The sequence below is a fragment of the Streptomyces sp. NPDC001070 genome, from assembly GCF_053598835.1.
Window position 1 is genome coordinate 1 of sequence record NZ_JBSFLB010000066.1, and the last position, 18,472, is coordinate 18,472.

The window sequence follows — 18,472 nt, forward strand, 5'->3', positions numbered from 1 at the left end:
GCGCCCGCCTCGACGCCGAGGTGCGCGTGGGCGGCGAGTCCGGCACCGGCGAGACCGTGCTGCTCCGCCTCCACGGCGAACTCGCCGACCACGCCCACAGTGTGGTCCTGCCGCTGCTGCTGCCCGACGCCCCGGTGGTGGTCTGGTGGCCCGTCGACGCGCCCGACAATCCCGCCGCCGATCCCCTCGGAGCGCTCGCGCAGCGCCGGATCACCGACGCCTACGCCGTCGAGGCGCCGCTCGAGGAACTGCGCACCCGGGCCTCCGGATACACCCCCGGCGACACGGACCTGGCCTGGACCCGGCTCACCCCCTGGCGGTCCATGCTCGCCGCCGCGCTCGACCAGGCCCGGGCCACGGTCACGTCGGCCGCCGTCGAGAGCGAGGCCGACAACCCCAGCGCCGAACTCCTGGCCCGCTGGCTCGGCAACCGCCTCCGGGTGCCCGTCGACCGCGTCGTCACCGACGGCCCGGTGGTCACCGCGGTACGGCTGCGCACCGCCGACGGCGAGATCCACATCGACCGCCCCGAGGGCCCGCTCGCCACCCTGTCCATCCCCGGGCAGCCCAGCCGGCACCTCGCGCTGAAGGTGCGCCCCACGGCCGAACTCATCGCGGAGGAGCTGCGCCGGCTCGACCCCGACGAGATGTACGCCGCGGCGCTGCGCCACACCGACGAACCCGCGCCGCTCCGCCGCGCGAAGACCACCGCGCGCAGCACCAAGAAGCGGCCCACCCCCGCCAGCCCGGAGGCCGCCAAGTAGACCGACTGCCGCAGCAGCACGCCGGGGGCGGCGCACACCGCCTGCAGGGCCAGCATCGCGGCCGTGGTGAACAGGTAGCAGACCACGACCGTCAGTGCCGACTGCAGGTGCGTCCGCCACCCGGCGCGGCCCCCGCGGAAGGTGAAGCGCGCGTGCAACTCGGTGGCCAGCACGGTCGAGGCCACCGTTACCACCGCGTTCGCCACCGCGAAGGGCACCGGCCCGGACAGCGCGACCAGCGCCCCCGACGACGCCAGCCCCACGCCCCCGCCGCACACCACGAAGCGCACGAACGCGGCGGAGGCGGGGTTCGCGGAACGTGGGCGGGCGGTGCCGGCAGGGGCGCTTCGGTCCGCCATGACGGTGTCCATGCCCCGAAGACTGCCCACCCCCGCTGACACGGCGCTGACCGCACGCTGACACGCCCCCCGCGCGCGCCGGCACGCCGCCCTCCCGATGTCCACGCCCACGGCTTCGGTACGCGGGCCGTCCCACCGGCCGCTCTCCACGTGGACACCCTCGAACCCCTCGCGGATCAGCTGGGTTTGCTCCCCTGAGCCGGTCACCCCGGTGGCGTGGCCGGCCCAGTGGAGAGGGCCGTGGCGCCCCGTGCCACAGTGAGCCCATGCTGCTGCCGCGCGAGAACGCGCACTTCGTCCACGGCCCTGTCCCCCTCGTGCTTCTGGGTGGTGCCCCGGTACACACGTCCCTGCCGCCGCTGCACGCCCCCGGTGGGCGGATGCCCACCTGCGACGGGTGGAGCATCGCCGCACGGCTCACTCTGTGCCTGATCGACGGCCCCGGTGACGCCGGGTGCGTCGTCCCGACGCTTCCGCCCAGTGAGGAGCCCGACGCCATCGGCGCCTGGTGCGACGGCGTGGCGCGGGCCGGAGGTGCGGTGGTCGTCTCGCTGGACGAGTTGCCCTCGGAGGTCGACGAGCCGGACTGGGAGGGGCTGTTCACCGGCGGCCGCGCCCGCGGCGGTTTCGTCCACGCCATGTGAGCCCGGACGTGTCGCCGCCCGGGTCAGGCCAGGGCGACCGGGCCCTGCGTCGCCTTGCGGTGCTGCATCGCCGTCAGCTTGCGGACGAACAGCGGCGCCAGGACCGCGGCGCCGATGCCCAGGGCGTCGGAGGCGATCAGCATGCCCGCGGGCTCGCGGATGTCGTCGGGGTACTCCGCGCAGAGGATGCGGCCGATACCGCGGGCCGGGGCCCGTGCGGCGTGAGGCGGTGCGTGGGCGTACCTCGGGCGGCGTGATGGGCCAGCTCGGCGTGCGGGTCGGCCATGCCCGGCACGGGTGCGGGGTCGGCGTGCACCAGGGCCGCGGTCAGCCGGGGGACGGCGTGCAGCAGGGCGTGCTCGGCCTCGACGGCGACGTGGTGGGCCTGGCGTACGTTCAGGCTCCCGTCCACGACCACGGCGACCTCGGCGCGCAGGTGGTGCCCGATCCATCGCAGGCGCAGTTCACTCACCCGCCGCACGCCCGGCACGTCACGCAGGGCGCGCTCCGCGTCGTCGACGAGGGCGGGGTCGACGGCGTCCATGACGCGGCGGAAGACATCGCGCGCGGCGTCGCGGAGCACCATCAGGATCGCGGCGGTGATGAGCAGGCCCACGACAGGGTCCGCCGGCCGCCAGCCCACCGCGGCGCCCGCGGCGCCGAGCAGGACGGCCAGTGAGGTGAAGCCGTCGGTGCGGGCGTGCAGGCCGTCGGCGACGAGCGCCGCCGAGCCGATCTTCCGCCCGACGCGGATCCGGTAGCGGGCGACCCACTCGTTGCCGATGAAGCCGATCACGGCGGCCACGGCGACGGCCGGGAGATAGCCGATGTCCCGCGGGTGCAGCAGGCGGTCCACCGCGGTCCAGGCGGTGAAGCCCGCCGAGGCGGTGATGGTCAGCACGATGACGATGCCCGCCAGGTCCTCGGCGCGGCCGTACCCGTAGGTGAAGCGGCGTGTGGCGGCCCGGCGGCCCAGGACGAACGCCACGCCGAGCGGCAGCGCGGTGAGGGCGTCGGCCGCGTTGTGCACGGTGTCGCCCAGCAGCGCCACCGACCCGGACAGGACGACCACCACCGCCTGGGCGATCGCCGTGACACCGAGGACCGCCAGCGAGGTCCAAAGGGCCCGCATGCCCTCGGCGGAGGATTCCAGGGCCTTGTCCACCTTGTCGGCGGACTCGTGCGAGTGCGGGCGGATCACGTGCCCGAGCCGGTGCCGCCACCGCGCCGGATTGCCCGCGCCCTTCCCGGTCGCGTGGTCATGGCCGTGCGCGTGCCCGTCCTGGTGCCCGTGCGGCCGGTGACCGTGTGCGTGTTCGTGGTCGTGCGGGTGGTCGTGCTGGTGCCGGGCGCTCATGGGACGGCCTTTCGGGAGGGCCTCGGTGGACGCGGATCGAGCCTTCCCTCCATTATGTGCATATGAACGCACGCATGCACCTCTCATCTGCGCACGATGCGCACCCGCGAGAGCCCGGCGTCGATCAGTACGCGCAGGGGGCCGAGATCCTCTCCCTCCTCGCCGACCGCACCCGCCTCGCCTTGCTGCACACGCTGCTCTCCGGCGAGGCGGACGTGAACACGCTGACCGCCGGCGTCGGTGCCGCACGCCCGGCCGTGAGCCAGCATCTGGCCAAGCTCCGCCTCGCCGGCCTGGTCTCCTCGCGCAAGGAGGGCCGCCGCGTGATCTACGGGCTTCCCGACGGCCATCTGCGGCGACTCGTCGATGAGGTGCTCAACCTGGCGGACCATCGCCTGAGCGGCAAACCCCCGCACGACTGAGGCCGTTCTGCGTGTCCTGCCCGGGGACGCGCGCAGTGTGCGGGGCCGCGCTCACGGCACGTGGCCGGCGTTCCCGCCCGGCCGCGGGCGGGCGGCGTCTCGCGTCAGTCCTTGTGGTCCTTCTTCGGGCCGCTGTCCTTGCCCGGTGATCCGTCCTCGTTCCCGTCCTGATCGGTCGGTGACGAGGGCGCCGACGACGTGCCGGCACCGGGTGAGGGCGCGGTCCCCTGGGGTGCCGTCGCGCTCGGATCGGCGGTGGGGGTCTTGGCGGAGCTGCTCTCCGGTGAGAACCAGACCATGCCGATGAGCACCGCCACAAGGAAGGCGACCGCTCCGGCGATGGCGCTCGCGACGCGCGGCCGGTACCTGATGAACTCGCCGGGGCTGCGCCGCTGCGCCGGCGCTGACCGCCGCCGGGACGCGGCCCGCGTCGTCGACGGCGGAATGTGCGAGGTCCTGGGCCCGGACCCGTTCCCCACCTCGCGCACGGGGGCGGTCGAGGCGGTGGCGAGGGGCAAGGAGGACGGCTGCCCGCGCCAGGCGTCGTTGCGGAACCAGTCGGCCACTTCCTGGGCCGACGGCCGTTGCTCCGGCTGCTTCGCCAGGAGCCCGAGGAGGTAGGACTCGAAGGCGGCGGGCAGGTGCACGCCGAGCTGCGACGGAGGCACGGGCGCGCTGTCGATGTGCTGGTAGAGCAGGGCCGTGGGGGTCTCGGCCTGGAACGGCGGCCGGCCGGTGAGCAATTGGTACAGAACGCAGCCGAGGGCGTACACGTCGGAGGCCGGGCCCGCGGTACGGCCCAAGGCCCGTTCCGGGGCGAGATAGAGACTGGTGCCCACGATCTGCCCCGTCATGGTGAGCGCGGTGGAGGGATCGTCGACGAACCGGGCTATCCCGAAGTCGCCGATCTTGACCGAGCCGACGGCGTCGAGCATCAGATTGCCGGGCTTGATGTCGCGGTGGACGATTCCCTGCTGGTGGGCGGCGGCCAGTCCGGCGGCCGACTGCGCGGCGACGACGGCGACCTGCTCCGCCCCCGGCAGGTGTCCGGACTCCAGTTGCTGGGCCAGGCTGTACCCGTCGACCAGTTCCATGACGAGGAAGAAGCGCCCGTCCCAGGAACCGAAGTCGAAGACCGCCACGACATGGGGGTGACTCAGGCGCGCGGCCGTCTGCGCCTCCAGCCGGAACCTCGCGGCCGCCGAGGGGTCGGATCCGTCGCCCAGCAGCAACTTCACCGCGACAGGACGCCCCAGTACCTCGTCGGTGGCCCGCCACACCTCGCCCATTCCGCCGCGGCCGATGGACGCGTCCAGCCGATATCGATCCGCCACCAGCACGTGCGCACAACCTCGAAGTGGGAGTCAACTGATCACCCCGTACGGTACTTCAGCCGTACACACGGAGCCACCCGGGCGCCCCCCGGCCGCACGAACCCCCGACCGGCGTCCGGCGGATCTCCGGCGACGGGCACCACGGCCCTATGAGGCCAGCGTGACGGTCGACGGTGTTCCCCGCCGGAGCATCTTGGTGTAGGAGCAGAGCGCGTCGGCTCTCGCCACCAGCGGGGCGGCGATCGCCGTGTCCACGTCCGGCCATCTGACCACCACGTCGGCATGGAGCAGATAGCCGCCGTCCCCGGGATCGCGGCCGAAGGCGATGGTCGCCTCGACCGAGATCGTCGCGGGGTTCACTCCGGCCTGTCGGGCGATCAGGCTGAGGGCGCCGTGGAAGCAGGCCGCGAGTGCCGCGCCGAACAGTTGCTCCGGATTCGTGCCGGTGCCGTCGCCGCCGAGTTCGGCGGGCAGCCGGAAGCCGAGGTCCAGAATCCCGTCGTCCGAGCGGGCCCTGCCCGAGGCCCGGGCGTGGTGTGCCTCGCCACCGCTGACGGTCACGGTCGTCGTGTAGATGGGGGAGAAGGCGGGGCCGTCGAAATCCTGGGCGGGGGACAGGTCGGGCAAGCGAATCGGGTTGTTCACCGGAGGGCTCCGTCCGTGGGGGAGTGGGGCGACGCTGCGGGGCTCGGCGAGAGGCCGGGAAGTCCGACGCCTCGACAGGGCGCACCCCAGGTCGCCCGGATGTCTTCTCGCGGACCGGGACACGCCCGCAGGCGAGCGGCCGTCTCCCCACCGCACCTGACAGTGGTCTCCATGGTCTGCCCTTCGTCATCCCGGGGAAGGCCGGGACCTGCTCAATGACCTTGACCAATCAGCCGATCGGTGTGTGACAGACGACGCAGTGGATTTCGCGCGGAAGGCGCCGACGCGTCGCCGGGTCTGCCGTCCGGCCGTCACGATCGCGGCGTGTCTCCGCGATCGGCCAGGAAACGATCTTCCCGGTCGATGTCACATATTCGCCGACGTATGGGTCTCCATGTCGAGGCCTTGGTGAGGACGACCGGCCGGCCGGGTCGTCCGCCACCCGCAGACGTGACAGGAGGCCGGCGAGTTCGGTTCGACGAGGAGGCTGTCGTGGACTGGAGCAATGACGCCGCGTGCCGTGAGGTGGATCCGGAACTGTTCTTCCCGATCAGCGGCAGCGGTTTGGGAAGGGTACAGATCGACGAGGCCAAGGCCGTGTGCCGCCGGTGTCCGGTCATGGCCCGGTGCCTGGAGTGGGCCCTGGCAGCCGGCCATGTGGACGGGGTCTGGGGCGGGACCACGGAGAGCGAACGGCGTGAGATGCGCCGCCGGGACATCCGGGGGTGCGCCCGAGAGGCGACGGAACCCGCCGCCTGATCCGCGTCGGGGCCGCCGTCCCGCCCGGTTCGCATGGATCAGACGAGTTCCAGCCCTCCGTCGATCGTGATGACCTGACCGGTGATGTGCGTCCCCGCCGGATCGGCGACACGCACGATCCAGTCCGCGACGTCCCGGGGGTCACCGAGGCGGCCCGTCGGGATGCGGTCGCGTTCGTACGCGAGCATCGAGTCGATGGCCTCCGGGGACAGGCCTGCCGCGGTCAGCACGTCCGTCTCGGTGGGGCCGGGCGCGATCGCGTTCACACGGACTCCTTCCGGCGCGAGTTCGAGGGCCCAGGTACGCGTCAGCTGCTCCATCGCGCTCTTGGTCGCGGCGTAGTGCCCGCCGCCCGGCAGGGGACGGTGACCGTAGGTGCTCGACACGTTGACGATCGAGCCGGAGGACTCCCGCAGATGCGGAAGGACCGCGTGGGCGAGCAGGCTCGGTGCCGTCACGTTGATGGCGAACAGATGCTCGATGACCGACCGGTCCGTTTCCGAGAGCGGCATGACGGCCGTGGTGCCCGCGTTGTTCACCAGGACGTCGAGTCGCCCCCACCGCTCCACCGCGGTGGCGACCGCTGTCGCAGCGGCGCCGTCGGCGCAGATGTCGAGCGGGAGGATCGCGATGCGGGAGTGCGCGCGAGCGGTCTCCTTCAGTGCCTCCTCCCGCCGCCCCACGCCGAGCACCTGTGCCCCGGATTCGGCCAGGGCGATGGCGGTGGCGCGGCCGATGCCCGATCCGGCTCCGGTGACGATCGCGACGCTTCCGGAGAAGCGCAGGTCCGCAGCGATGGTCATCACATTCTCCTTGTTCGATGTTCGTTGACCATCGAACAAGCTACCAGGGTGCGTCCCGCCGGGCATCGGGACCGTGTGCCGAGGGTGTGATTGGGGTCGATGTCACACTGACTTCCCGCACACGGTGTCGTGCGGTCCCCCCGGTTTCCGCCGGGGGCGGCCGCCCAGGCGCGCCGACTCCCGCGAGGGTAGGTTTAGGGCATAACGGTATGTACTCCGGAGAACCACCGGCAAAGGGGTAAAGCCATGAAAATCGCGGTCATCGGCGGAACCGGGCTGATCGGGTCACGGGTCGTGGAGAACCTCAACGCGGCCGGTCACCAGGCCGTCCCGTACTCCCTGTCCTCGGGCGTGGACGTCGTGACCGGAAAGGGCGTCGAGCAGGCCGTGGCAGGCGCCGATGTCGTCGTGAACCTGACGAATTCCCCGACCTTCGACGACGCCTCTCCCGCCTTCTTCCAGGCGTCGATGGACAACCTCCTCGCGGCGAGCGAGAAGGCCGGCGTCGGACACGTCGTCATCCTCTCGATCGTCGGCGTGGACCAGGTGCCCGACCTGGACTACTACCGGGCCAAGGTGCTCCAGGAGGACATCCTGAAGGCGGGCGCGATTCCGTACTCCATCGTCCGCGCCACGCAGTTCATGGAGTTCATGGACGCGACCATGTCCTGGACCACCGAGGGCGACACGGTCCGGCTGCCGCGTACGCCGTTGCAGCCGATCGCCGCCGCGGACGTCTCCCGCGTCGTCGCCGAAGTCGCCGCGGGCACCCCGCTCAACGGCGTCCTCAACATCGCGGGACCCGATGTCTACCCCCTCGACGAAATCGGCCGGATCACCATCGCGGCCAAGGGGGACGGGCGCTCCGTCGTCACCGACGACACCGCCGGCATGTTCGCCGCCGCCCACGGTGACGTCCTCACCGGCGGGAAGGACGCCCGCATCGCCCCCACCCACTACAAGGACTGGCTCTCCTGAACCAGCCGCCGCACCATGCCGTCGACGAACGATTCACCGGCCCGCGCCGAGGACCTCCGGGAAGCGGAGGAGGCGTTCCGCGAGGCCCGCAACTGCATGTTCGGCATCGCCTACCGGATGCTCGGCAGCGTCAGCGAAGCGGAGGACATCGTCCAGGAGGCCTGGATCCGGTGGCAGACCTATGACCGGTCCAAGGTGGAGAACGCGCGGGCGTTCCTTGCGACGACGGTGACGCGGCTCGCCATCAACGTGCTGCAGTCGGCGAGGGCCCGCCGTGAGAGTTACGTGGGCCCGTGGCTGCCGGAGCCGGTGGACACCGCGAGCGACCCGGCGCTGGGCGCTGTGAACGGGGAGGCACTGGAAGTCGCGGTGCTGATGCTCCTGGAGAAGCTCACCCCCGCGGAGCGGGCGGCATACGTGCTGCGGGAGGCGTTCGACTACCCGTACGCGCAGATCGCGGAGATCATCGGCGTGGAGCAGGCCAATGCGCGCCAACTGGTGAGCCGGGCGCGGAAGCACCTGGCCGCGGAGAAGCGGGCCGGCGTCGAGGCCGGTGAGCACCAGCGATTCCTGACGGCGTTCGTGGCGGCCGCCCAGGCGGGGAACGTGGCCGTCCTGGAGAAGCTTTTCGCCGAGGACGTCGTCTCGTACGCCGACGGCGGAGGCGCCGTCCGGGCGTCGAAGTTCCCCGTCGTGGGCCGTCAGCGTGTGGTGAAGTACGTCCACGCGTTCGCCGACCGCTTCTGGGCCGGCGTCACGGCGGAACCCGTCGAGGTCAACGGCAGACCCGCGATGAGCCTGTCCCGTGACGGCACCGTGTTCACCGTCCTCACGGTGAGCGTCACCCCGGAGGGCATCGACCGGGTGCTGTGGATGATGAACCCGTCGAAGCTCTCCGCCATGAGCGCCTGAGCGCCGGCGGCGGCCCCGTGCCGGGTCCGGGGACGACGCCCCGGGCCCGCGGCGGCGCCGGCCGGAAGTTCGCGTTGACCTCGCCGCCGGTTCCGAAGTAGACCTGCTTTGGGTACGACATGCAGACCATCCCTTGCTCGCGTCGCGTGCGCGACAGCGCATCCGTGGGGGCATGTGCCGACCACTCCGGGTGGCCGGCCGGGATCACTCCCCCCACAGGGAAGACCGGATTCCCCGCGCGTACGTGACAGTTGCGGGATCCGCCCGGCCCACGGCCTGTCCGATGAGCTCGCGCCGGTGACCGCGGATGTCAGGAGACGTCGATGACTCCCACCGCCGCAAGGCCGTTGTCCGCGCGCAGGATGATGTCGAGGAGGTAGGTGTCGCCCGCGCGGGGCGCCAGGACCTGCCGGGCTCCGGAGGCCGGCGTGCGGAAGACGGTCTCGTGTCTCTCGCCCGGTGCCGACCCGCTGACGGTCACGAGTCTGACCGGCGTTCTCCCGATGTTCTCCAGGATCACCGAACGGGTCCTGGGACAGGTGGCGCTGTGCGTGCCGGAGCAGCGGAAGCGCACGTCGCCGAAGTCCAGCAGACCGCAGGAGACGTCGGTGGCGAAGTCGAAGTGCGAGGAGCAGACGGCACCGACCCGCAGCCCCTGCGCGGCCCGCGCGGACGGTTCGCCGCCCGGTGGCGGACCGTCGGCGCACGCCGTGGCGAACAGGCCGAGCGAGGCGGTGGTGACGAGTACGGCGGACAGGAGTGCGTCGCGCACCTGTGGCTCCCGGTGGTGAGGGGCGAGGGGGACCGGGGTGTCCCGCGGCGGGTGCGGCCGGTGGCCCGGCCCCGCGACCGCATCTGTCGCGCGTGGCGGGGGTGCGGCCGGCGCCGCGTGGCGGGACCGGGCGCCCGGAAGCGTCCGACCCGGCCCACGGGCATGCCGGTGGATCACGCGGAACCGCCGTGGGCATCGGCCCGTTCCCGGTCCGAAGCCGACTCCTCTGGAACGTAGCAGACGGTGTCACCTCGTCGAACAGTGGGTCATCGCCCGCTCCGGCAACCTTGTCACACTGTCCTGACCTGTGCTGTCTCTCTGGTGACGGAGAGAAACAGAGGAAAACATGCGCGAGATCCTGATCGTCGGTGGCGGCTACGCGGGCTTCTACACCGCCTGGCGCCTGGAGAAGACGTTGCGGGCCGGAGAAGCGAGGGTCACCGTCGTCGACCCGCGTCCGTACATGACCTATCAGCCCTTCCTGCCCGAGGTGACCGCCGGCTCGGTCGAAGCACGCCACGCCGCGGTGTCGATGCGCCGGCACCTGCGCAGGACCCGGCTGATCGCGGGCAGCGTAACCGAGATCAGCCACGCGGACCGGAAGGTCACCGTCCGGCCCGCGAACGGAGCCGACCACCAACTCCGTTACGACATCCTGGTGGTCACCGCGGGCGCCGTGACCCGTACCTTCCCCATCCCCGGCCTCGCTCAGCACGCCATCGGCCTGAAGCACGTGGAGGAGGCGGTGGCCATTCGCGACCGGCTGCTGACCGCGTTCGACCAGGCGGCGTCGCTGCCACCCGGGGCCGAGCGGCGGAAGCTGCTCACCGTCACGTTCGTGGGCGGCGGGTTCTCCGGTGTCGAGGGCTTCGGCGAACTGCTGTCGCTGGCCACCGCGATGCTCAAGTCCTATCCGGAACTGAGCTTCGAGGAGCTGTCCTTCCACCTGGTCGAGGCCAGGCACCGCATCCTGCCCGAGGTGAGCGACAAGCCCGGTGCCTGGGTCGTGCGCCACCTGGAACGCCGTGGCGCACGCGTGCACCTGAACACCCAGCTCGTCTCGGCCGAGAACGGGCACGTCGTGCTGTCCAGCGGTGAGGAGTTCGACTCGGAGCTGATCGTCTGGACCGCGGGAAACGCCTCGAACCCCGTCGTGCACAATCACACCGACCTGCCGGTCGACGAGCGCGGCCTGCTCGTGGTCCGGCCCGATCTCCGGGTCGGTACGGACAGCGAGCCGGTGCCCGAGGTCTGGGCGGCCGGGGACGACGCGGCCGTGCCCGACCTGGCCTCGCCCGTGCCGGGGGCGCGAACGGTACCGAATGCCCAGCACGCGGTCCGGCAGGGAAAGCGCCTGGCGAAGAACATCGTCGCCGGCCTGCGCGGCGGCACGATCCGCAACTACCGCCACAGCAGCCTCGGAGTGGTGGCCACGCTGGGCCTGGGGCGGGGCATCTTCCAGTACAAGGGCATCGTCATCAAGGGGTTCCCCGCCTGGGTGATGCACCGGGGCTACCACGTACTCGCCGTGCCCACCTGGGAGCGGAAGGTCCGGGTGCTCGCCGTCTGGCTCACCGCAGCCCTGTTCGGCCGGGATCTGGTCTCCCTCGCCTCGGTGCAGCACCCGCGGGACGCCTTCGTGACCAGTGCCGGTCCCCGGCGCCCCGACGGCAACCGGGTGGGCGACCGCACGGCGGTGTGAGCGCGGGGAAACGACCCCGGCCATGCGGGGGAGCCGGCTCGGCCGGCTCCCCCGCATGGCCGGGAACCGCGCCCGACGAGTGCCGCACGGGCGACGACCCGCCGATGGTGATCCGCCCGCGGGGGCCCGGCCCGATCACACCATGTGCCCCGGTCCCCAGTGCCTACGACGCACAGCCGGGGCATTCACCGATCTTCACCATCCCAACAAAGTGTGGGACAGTGTTTTCCATGACGGTCCGCCACAGGCGCGTGACGGTGTCGGCCGGGGTCACCCCCAGGCACCGGCCGCGGCGATCGCACCCGGTGCCGGACGGTGGCGCGAGTCGAGGAACGCCGCGATCTTGCTCGGGTTGAACACCCACATCAACCGGTAGATGCCCTCGTGGGCTGCGGCTATCGCCAGGAGCGTCGTGGGCTCGCCGTCCCGGTAGATCATCACTCCCGTACGCCCGTTGGCCTCGACGCGCCGGTGGTCCGCGTCGCGCCAGAACGCCGGGGTGGCGGTCGCCAGGTTCGCCACGCGCGCACGGCCCAGTACGGGAACGCGGGCGGCTCCCCGGATGCCGTTGCCGTCGGACAGACTGACCGCGTCCGGGGTGAGAAGGGCCTCCAACGAGGCCACGTCCCCAGTCCTGGCCGCCGAGAGGAAAGCCTCCAGCAGGCGTCGGTGTTCCCCCGTGTCGACGGTCTCCCGCTGCTCGGCCGCCAGGTGTTTGCGGGCACGGCTCACGATCTTCCGCGCGTTGACGAGACTCACCTGGAGGATCTCCGCGATCTCGGTGTAGGAGTAGTCGAACGCCTCGCGCAGCACGTACGCCGCGCGCTCGCCGGGGCTGAGTCTTTCCAGCACCAGCAGCAGGGCGAGTTCCAGAGCCTCCGCCTGCTGGGCGCCCACCTCGGGGTCCGAACTCGTGTCGATGGGCTCGGGCAGCCACGGGCCGATGTACGTCTCCCGGCGCACCCGCGCGGACTGAGCGACGTTGATGGCCAGACGGGTCGTCGTGGTCGCGAGGAAGGCGGCCGGGCTGACCACCGCGGAGCGGTCGGTCCGCTGCCAACGCAGCCACACCTCCTGCACCACGTCCTCAGCCTCGACAGCGCTGCCGAGCACGCGGTACGCGATGCCGAACAGACGCGGCTGAAGCTCCACGAAGGCGGCGGCAGCCTGGTCAAGGCTGTCTGTGGCGGGGGACGCCTCGAGCGGCATGATGCTTCGGTCTCCGTTCCTCTGGGCGCGCTGTCCAGGGTCGTCCCGTGGCTGCTGGTCACGGATTGGGTGCTCTTGTTGCGAGAAGGTGTGATGGCGGCGCCGGCGCCGCCCCGGGCCGCCCTCCGGGTGGGCCGGGGCGGTCCGGTCAGGCGTGCCGGCCGCCACTGCTCGGCGGACGGGGGCGGACCGGGCCTGTTTGGGGCCACCCGGGGGCGCCTCGACTCGCTCCGTTCGCCTCCATCACACGAGGCTCGGCATCGTCGCGCGCGCGGTCTCGTCCTCAACGGACGACAGGAAGGAAGCAAAGAGTGTCACACGCTGCATCGTTTGCTCGGCCGCCGCAGCGGCTTTGGTCCCGAAACATCACGACTGCTCCCATCCCGTCTGCTCCATAGACCGGGATCGGCCCGATCGTGTGACAGAAAAGGGCGGAACGACGTCCCGACGGCTACCGGAGCAGTGGGCCCAGGTCGGTGCACGGTGTCTTCGTGCGTGTACCACCCAACCATCGTGTCAGATCATACGCCCGACAAAGGGCGGACCGAGGAGGCCTTTTGTAATGATTCAAGCTAAGTCACCGCAAATCGGACCCACGATTGCCACGGAAGTGGTGACACGTTGTCGATGGATGATGGGTGTCCCGTCCCGTGGATGCCGTGGTGGCGGCTCCTCGCGCCCACGTTCCGTCACGGTGCCGCCGGTTTCGGCGAGGCCGGGATCTCCAGGACGGGGTGGTTCCAGGGGCGGAGTTTGTCGGGGTTGAGGACGATCCAGGCCTGGGCGACACGGTGGTCGGCGATGTCGAGGCTGATGACCGCGGCGACCAGCCCGTTGTAGCGCGCCACCAGGCCGGTACGGCCGTTGACAGACTGGTCCGACAGGGAGACGCGCGGCCGGCCGGCCACCAGGGTCAGCAGGCTGCGGGCGACCTGCTCACTGCCGTGGACCGGCCGGACCGGCGCCCGGACCTTGCCCCCGCCGTCGAAGAAGGCCGTGGCATCAGGGCACAGCAACGACGTGAGCAGCCCCACGTCCTCCCCCGCACAGGCCTCCCGCACCGCACGCGTCACCGTGTCGTGCTCCTGCGGCGACGTGGGGCACGAGCGCCGCGCCCGCACCCGACGGCGGGCACGATCGGCGAGCTCGACGCATTCCGGCTCCGTCCGTCCCACGACGTCCGCCACCGCGCCCCATTCCATTCCGAAGACGTCATTGAGCACGAACGCGGCCCGCTCCGCCGGGGACAACGCGTCCAATGCCGTCAGCAGGACACGGCTGACCTCCTCCCCCAGCCCACCTGCGGCATCGGCCCCCGGATCCGGGCCGGCAGCCGTGCCCCGACCGGAGACCGTCAACCGCGCCAGACAGATCGCGCCCACCGTCTTCGCAAGCCATGAGCGAGGCGTCACGATCCCCGCGCGCGCCACCTCCGACAAGCCGAACCACCGGCGGTAGGCCTCGTCGACGACGCACTCCGCGTCCACCGCACCGCCCACCATCCAATACGCCACATCCAGCAGATGCCGACGCTCGTCCAGCAACTCCGCGATCGGCAGCCCGTCACCGGTGAACTCCACGACCCCACCTCTTTCTCTCGCCACACGCACACCACAGCCCGCGCGCAGTACGCACTTTCGACGGCTGAACCCCTCTGTGTGACGTGCTCTTCTGCCTTTTCCGGCTCATTACTTCAGACCAGGAGGGCGTGACTCCCGTGACATGGCATCCGCGTGTTGCCGCCGAGTATTCCGCCCGGGTTGTAGCACTGCGTGTCACATCTTCGCCGCCCGGTCGGTCCTAGAGGCGGAAGCAGTGCACGAGAGTGCCGAACCAGGGAGCCCGGTTCATGAGCGGCCCGTGAAATCACCGGGCGGCGGCACACGGGGAGTTCCGCGATTTCAGTGCGTTGCCCGCGGACGACGTGGCACTTGAGGGGCTGACCCCGGACCCGCCACGGGTGACTGATGAATGGTGAGTGGAACATGGGCAGCAGGAGCCAACCCATCGAATCGCGACGACCGCACCGGGGAACGAAGATCGCGGAATGGGCCGGTGCGCGACTCGGTGTCGACGACCGCGCCAGAGCCGGGATGCGAAAGGCGTTCCCGAACCACTGGTCCTTCATGCTGGGGGAGATATCCCTCTACAGCTTCCTCGTGCTCGTCCTCACAGGTGTGTATCTGACGCTGTACTTCCACCCGTCGATGAGGGCGGTGGAGTACCACGGGAGCTACGTACCGCTGCAGGGCCGGACGGTCTCGGAGGCATTCGACTCCACCCTGCGCATCTCCTTCGACGTGCGCGGTGGGCTGCTGATCCGGCAGGCCCACCACTGGGCGGCCCTGATCTTCGTCGCCAGCATGTTCGCCCACATGATGCGGGTGCTCTTCACCGGCGCTTTCCGCAAGCCGCGCGAGATCACCTGGCTGCTCGGCTTCTCGCTGCTGGTCCTGGGCATGTTCGAGGGCCTGACGGGATACGACCTCCCGGACGACCTCCTCTCCGGGACCGGGCTCGCGGTCGTGAACGGAACCATCCTCTCCGTTCCGGTCGTCGGCACCTACCTGTCGATGTTCCTGCTCGGAGGCGAGTTCCCGGGGAACGACCTGATCGGGCGCTTCAACACGCTCCACGTCTTCGTGATTCCAGCCCTCATGGCGGGAATTCTCGTCGCCCACGTGGTCCTGTCGATTCGCCACAGGCACACGCAGCACGCGGGTCCTGGACGCACCGAGAGGAATGTCGTCGGCATTCCCTTCAAGGCGTACGCCGTGAAATCGGGAGCGTATTTCCTCCTGGTCGCCGGGGTCATCCTCATCATCGCCTCGATCGCGCAGATCAACCCCATCTGGATGTACGGTCCCTACCGCCCGGACCAGGTGACGGCGGGATCGCAACCCGACTGGTACATGGGCGTGGCCGACGGTCTGCTGCGCGTCATGCCCGGCTGGGAGATCGTCGTCCGGGGCCACACCCTGGCCCTCGACAACCTGCTACCGCTGGCGGCCGGTGCCGGATTGTTCCTCGCTCTCGGCGTGTACCCGTTCATCGAGGCCTGGGTCACCGACGACGGCCGCCGCGACCACCACCTCCTCGACAGGCCCCGCAACCGGCCGGTGCGCACGGGACTCGGTGCCGCGTGGATCAGCGTGTACCTCGTCGCGCTGCTCGGTGCCGCGAACGATCTGATCGCCATCCGCCTCCATGTCTCGGTCAACGCGGTGACGTGGGGCGTTCGCGTCGGTCTGTTCGTCGTGCCGTTCGCGGTGTACCTCGTGGCGAAGCGGTGGGCGCTGGGTCTGCAGATCCGCGACCGCGACAAGGTGCTGCACGGCCGAGAGACCGGAATCATCAAGCGATTGCCCAACGGCGGGTTCGTCGAGGTCCACGAGCCGCTCGGCCGGGAACGACTCCACGTCCTGACGGCGCACGAGCAGTACGAGCCGATCCGCCTCGCCCCGGAGAACGGGGCCGGCCGGGGCCGGCGGCTGCGCGCCGCGCTCAGCCGGCGCCTGTACGGGGAAGGGACGCAGATTCCCAAGCCCACCGTACGGGAATACCGGGAAATCGCCGACGAGCACGGATGAGTAGCGATGGCGAGTTTTCCACTGAGATGTGTCACATCTTCGAGGGTTCCTCTGTCGTAAGAGTGAAGGAAATGCGAGAGAATTTTCCTATCTTGGGAGTCAGATAATGACCAAGCCCGTTCTTGAGCCCGCCGCCCAGGAAATAGCCGACGCGACGGCGAACCCGCCCTTCCTTTACGAGCTGGGTCCGGAGGGCGCCCGCAAGGTCCTCGACGACCTGCAGGCGGCGCCGGTGGAGAAGTTCGACGTCCAGGAGAAGTGGGTCACGGTCCCGGCCGAGGTGGGCGACGTAGCGGTGCGCATCGTCAAGCCCGTCGGCGTCGACGGTGTCCTGCCGGTCGTGCTCTACGTGCACGGCGGCGGCTGGGTGCTCGGCAACGCGGGCACGCACGACCGCCTGGTGCGGGAGCTGGCGGTGATGGCGCATGCCGCGGTGGTGTTCGTGGAGTACGCCCGCTCGCCTGAGGCGCGCTACCCGGTCGCGATCGAGCAGGCGTACGCGACGGCCCGGTGGATCACCGCGAAGGGGGCGGAGGAGGGTCTGGACGCCTCGCGCATGGCGGTGGCCGGTGACTCCGTGGGCGGGAACATGGCCGCGGCACTGACGCTGATGGCCAAGCAGCGCGGCGATGTGACCTTCGTTCACCAGTCGCTGTACTACCCGGTCACGGACGCGGCCCAGGACACCGACAGCTACCGGGAGTTCGCTGACGGGCCGTTCCTGACCGCGAAGGCGATGGCCTGGTTCTGGGACTGCTACACCACCGATCCCGCGCAGCGGGCGGAGATCACCGCGTCCCCGCTGCGCGCCGGTCTGGAGCAACTGGAGGGGCTGCCGCCGGCGCTGGTCATCGTCGACGAGAACGACGTGCTGCGGGACGAGGGCGAGGCGTACGCGCGCAAGCTGACGCAGGCCGGTGTTCCCACCACCAGCATCCGCTACAACGGCACGCTGCACGACTTCATGATGCTCAACCCCCTCCGCCCCTCGCAGGCCACCACCGCCGCGATGCAGCAGGCCACCCGCACCCTGCACACCGCGCTGCACACCGACTGACGACCACCGCGGGTGAGCCGCGGCCGCACCGCCACCCTGCCGCTCGTGTGAAGCGCCCGGACCGCTGAGGCGATGCGGTCCTCGGCCGCGGCGAGCGCCCGCCCCGGCAGGCCCCGGATCTCTCCGGTCCGCCGCCCACGAGCCACCTCTCCAAGACCTGCGGCAGCGCGCTGCCGCAATGACCGCCGGGTCCGTCCTTCAGGACACGGCTGAACATCCACCCCACTTCGAAAGGGCCTCTTGTGAACCGTCATGCTCGCCCCCGGAACATCCGCACCCCGCTGTCCATCATGGCCACGGTGACCGCCGCCGCCGGTCTGCTCGCCACGGCCGTCGCTCCGGCGGTCGCCTCCAAGGGCGGCGGCGACCACTCGCACGACCCCAAGCCGACCGTGGTCCTCGTCCACGGCGCCTTCGCCGACTCCTCCAGCTGGAACGACGTCGTCAGGAAGCTGAAGCGGGACGGCTACCCCGTGGTCGCCGCGTCCAACCCGCTGCGCGGCCTGAAGAGCGACGCCGCCTACGTCAAGGACCTCGTGGCGAGCATCGACGGGCCGGTCGTCCTCGCCGCCCACTCCTACGGCGGCGCCGTGATCAGCAACGCCGCCTACGGCTCCGACAAGGTCAAGGCCCTGGTGTACATGGCCGCCTTCATGCCGGACAAGGGCGAGAGCGCTTTCAGCCTGGCGGACAAGTTCCCCGGCAGCTCGCTCGGCAGCGCCCTGCGCGAGGTCCCGTTCACCGCGCCCGACGGCTCCAAGGGCACCGACCTCTACATCGACCAGGCCAAGTTCCACCACCAGTTCGCCGCGGACGTCCCCAAGCACACCACGGACGTGATGGCGGCCACCCAGCGTCCCGTGACCGGTGCCGCGCTCTTCGAGGAGTCCGGCGAGCCCGCGTGGAAGACCATCCCGTCCTGGGTCCTGGTGGCGTCCGACGACCTGAACATCCCCCGTGAGACCCAGATCTTCATGGCCAAGCGCGCCAAGGCCCACGTGACGGAGGTCCAGGCGTCCCACGCGGTGACCGTGTCGCACCCGAAGGACGCGGCCCACATCATCGAGGAAGCCGCGCGCTCCGTCCGCTGATCGGCGGCTCGACGACCCCACGGGCGGGGGGGGGGGGGGGGGGCGGCCCCCCCCCCCCCCGGCGGGGTGCGGGC

Annotated in this window: 17 protein-coding genes and 1 pseudogene; 10 read left to right on the top strand and 8 right to left on the bottom strand. The window is 70.9% G+C overall.

Annotated features, from left to right (window positions below):
* A partial coding sequence (gene opcA / locus ACWDAS_RS40495; protein ID WP_450400880.1) for a glucose-6-phosphate dehydrogenase assembly protein OpcA occupies positions 1 to 764 on the top strand: 764 nt, incomplete at its 5' end.
* Here opcA and ACWDAS_RS40500 read toward each other — a convergent pair.
* Positions 698 to 1,123 (bottom strand): annotated as a pseudogene (locus ACWDAS_RS40500) (hypothetical protein); the annotation flags it as partial. The gene opcA and the pseudogene ACWDAS_RS40500 overlap by 67 nt on opposite strands.
* A 266-nt stretch (positions 1,124 to 1,389) precedes the next feature.
* On the opposite strand from ACWDAS_RS40500, the gene ACWDAS_RS40505 reads away from it, so the two are divergent.
* Complete coding sequence (locus tag ACWDAS_RS40505; RefSeq protein ID WP_450400881.1) at positions 1,390 to 1,767, top strand: hypothetical protein; 378 nt, start codon at positions 1,390 to 1,392, stop codon at positions 1,765 to 1,767.
* A 136-nt stretch (positions 1,768 to 1,903) separates the two neighbouring features.
* On the opposite strand, the gene ACWDAS_RS40510 is transcribed toward ACWDAS_RS40505, so the two are convergent.
* On the bottom strand, positions 1,904 to 3,124 hold the full coding sequence (locus ACWDAS_RS40510) for a cation diffusion facilitator family transporter (protein WP_450400883.1): 1,221 nt from the start codon (positions 3,122 to 3,124) through the stop codon (positions 1,904 to 1,906).
* Between the two features lie 74 nt (positions 3,125 to 3,198).
* Here ACWDAS_RS40510 and ACWDAS_RS40515 point away from each other — a divergent pair, with 74 nt between their 5' ends.
* Positions 3,199 to 3,546 (top strand): ArsR/SmtB family transcription factor, encoded by a 348-nt coding sequence (locus tag ACWDAS_RS40515; RefSeq protein WP_450400885.1) that lies wholly within the window; start codon positions 3,199 to 3,201, stop codon positions 3,544 to 3,546.
* Between the two features lie 104 nt (positions 3,547 to 3,650).
* On the opposite strand, the gene ACWDAS_RS40520 is transcribed toward ACWDAS_RS40515, so the two are convergent.
* On the bottom strand, positions 3,651 to 4,835 hold the full coding sequence (locus tag ACWDAS_RS40520) for a protein kinase domain-containing protein (RefSeq protein ID WP_450400906.1): 1,185 nt from the start codon (positions 4,833 to 4,835) through the stop codon (positions 3,651 to 3,653).
* Positions 4,836 to 5,027: 192 nt separating this feature from the next.
* Positions 5,028 to 5,525: an Ohr family peroxiredoxin gene (locus ACWDAS_RS40525; protein ID WP_450400886.1), complete on the bottom strand. Its 498-nt coding sequence runs from the start codon at positions 5,523 to 5,525 to the stop codon at positions 5,028 to 5,030.
* Between the two features lie 492 nt (positions 5,526 to 6,017).
* On the opposite strand from ACWDAS_RS40525, the gene ACWDAS_RS40530 reads away from it, so the two are divergent.
* Complete coding sequence (locus ACWDAS_RS40530; RefSeq protein ID WP_450400887.1) at positions 6,018 to 6,284, top strand: WhiB family transcriptional regulator; 267 nt, start codon at positions 6,018 to 6,020, stop codon at positions 6,282 to 6,284.
* 38 nt (positions 6,285 to 6,322) lie between these two features.
* Here ACWDAS_RS40530 and ACWDAS_RS40535 read toward each other — a convergent pair whose 3' ends face one another.
* Positions 6,323 to 7,087: an SDR family NAD(P)-dependent oxidoreductase gene (locus ACWDAS_RS40535; protein ID WP_450400889.1), complete on the bottom strand. Its 765-nt coding sequence runs from the start codon at positions 7,085 to 7,087 to the stop codon at positions 6,323 to 6,325.
* Positions 7,088 to 7,333: 246 nt separating this feature from the next.
* Between ACWDAS_RS40535 and ACWDAS_RS40540 the strand changes: the two genes are divergently transcribed.
* Together ACWDAS_RS40540 and ACWDAS_RS40545 are read left to right on the top strand one after the other, a co-directional pair.
* Complete coding sequence (locus tag ACWDAS_RS40540; RefSeq protein ID WP_450400890.1) at positions 7,334 to 8,065, top strand: SDR family oxidoreductase; 732 nt, start codon at positions 7,334 to 7,336, stop codon at positions 8,063 to 8,065.
* A gap of 15 nt (positions 8,066 to 8,080) precedes the next feature.
* Positions 8,081 to 8,977 carry an RNA polymerase sigma-70 factor gene (locus tag ACWDAS_RS40545; RefSeq protein WP_450400892.1) on the top strand — a complete coding sequence of 299 codons (897 nt, stop codon included), beginning with the start codon at positions 8,081 to 8,083 and terminating at the stop codon, positions 8,975 to 8,977.
* Positions 8,978 to 9,287: 310 nt separating this feature from the next.
* Here the strand turns inward: ACWDAS_RS40545 and ACWDAS_RS40550 are convergent, their stop codons facing one another.
* A complete protein-coding gene (locus tag ACWDAS_RS40550) occupies positions 9,288 to 9,749 on the bottom strand; it encodes a hypothetical protein (RefSeq protein ID WP_450400894.1) in 462 nt (153 codons plus the stop codon).
* A gap of 346 nt (positions 9,750 to 10,095) precedes the next feature.
* On the opposite strand from ACWDAS_RS40550, the gene ACWDAS_RS40555 reads away from it, so the two are divergent.
* Positions 10,096 to 11,451, top strand: a complete 1,356-nt coding sequence (locus ACWDAS_RS40555) for an NAD(P)/FAD-dependent oxidoreductase (RefSeq protein WP_450400896.1) — start codon at positions 10,096 to 10,098, stop codon at positions 11,449 to 11,451.
* A 270-nt stretch (positions 11,452 to 11,721) separates the two neighbouring features.
* On the opposite strand, the gene ACWDAS_RS40560 is transcribed toward ACWDAS_RS40555, so the two are convergent.
* Both ACWDAS_RS40560 and ACWDAS_RS40565 read right to left on the bottom strand, forming a co-directional pair.
* Entirely contained in the window at positions 11,722 to 12,660 is a 939-nt protein-coding gene (locus ACWDAS_RS40560; RefSeq protein ID WP_450400897.1) for a sigma-70 family RNA polymerase sigma factor, read from the bottom strand.
* 689 nt (positions 12,661 to 13,349) lie between these two features.
* Positions 13,350 to 14,240, bottom strand: coding sequence for an RNA polymerase subunit sigma (locus tag ACWDAS_RS40565; protein ID WP_450400898.1), 891 nt, complete (start codon positions 14,238 to 14,240; stop codon positions 13,350 to 13,352).
* A 405-nt stretch (positions 14,241 to 14,645) separates the two neighbouring features.
* Here ACWDAS_RS40565 and qcrB point away from each other — a divergent pair, with 405 nt between their 5' ends.
* The 3 genes from qcrB to ACWDAS_RS40580 all read left to right on the top strand — a co-directional run bounded on the left by qcrB (position 14,646) and on the right by ACWDAS_RS40580 (position 18,398).
* On the top strand, positions 14,646 to 16,250 hold the full coding sequence (qcrB, locus tag ACWDAS_RS40570; RefSeq protein ID WP_450400900.1) for a cytochrome bc1 complex cytochrome b subunit: 1,605 nt from the start codon (positions 14,646 to 14,648) through the stop codon (positions 16,248 to 16,250).
* Positions 16,251 to 16,356: 106 nt separating this feature from the next.
* Positions 16,357 to 17,307, top strand: a complete 951-nt coding sequence (locus ACWDAS_RS40575; protein ID WP_450400902.1) for an alpha/beta hydrolase — start codon at positions 16,357 to 16,359, stop codon at positions 17,305 to 17,307.
* Between the two features lie 242 nt (positions 17,308 to 17,549).
* Positions 17,550 to 18,398 (top strand): alpha/beta fold hydrolase, encoded by an 849-nt coding sequence (locus tag ACWDAS_RS40580; protein WP_450400904.1) that lies wholly within the window; start codon positions 17,550 to 17,552, stop codon positions 18,396 to 18,398.
* Positions 18,399 to 18,472: the final 74 nt, after the last annotated feature.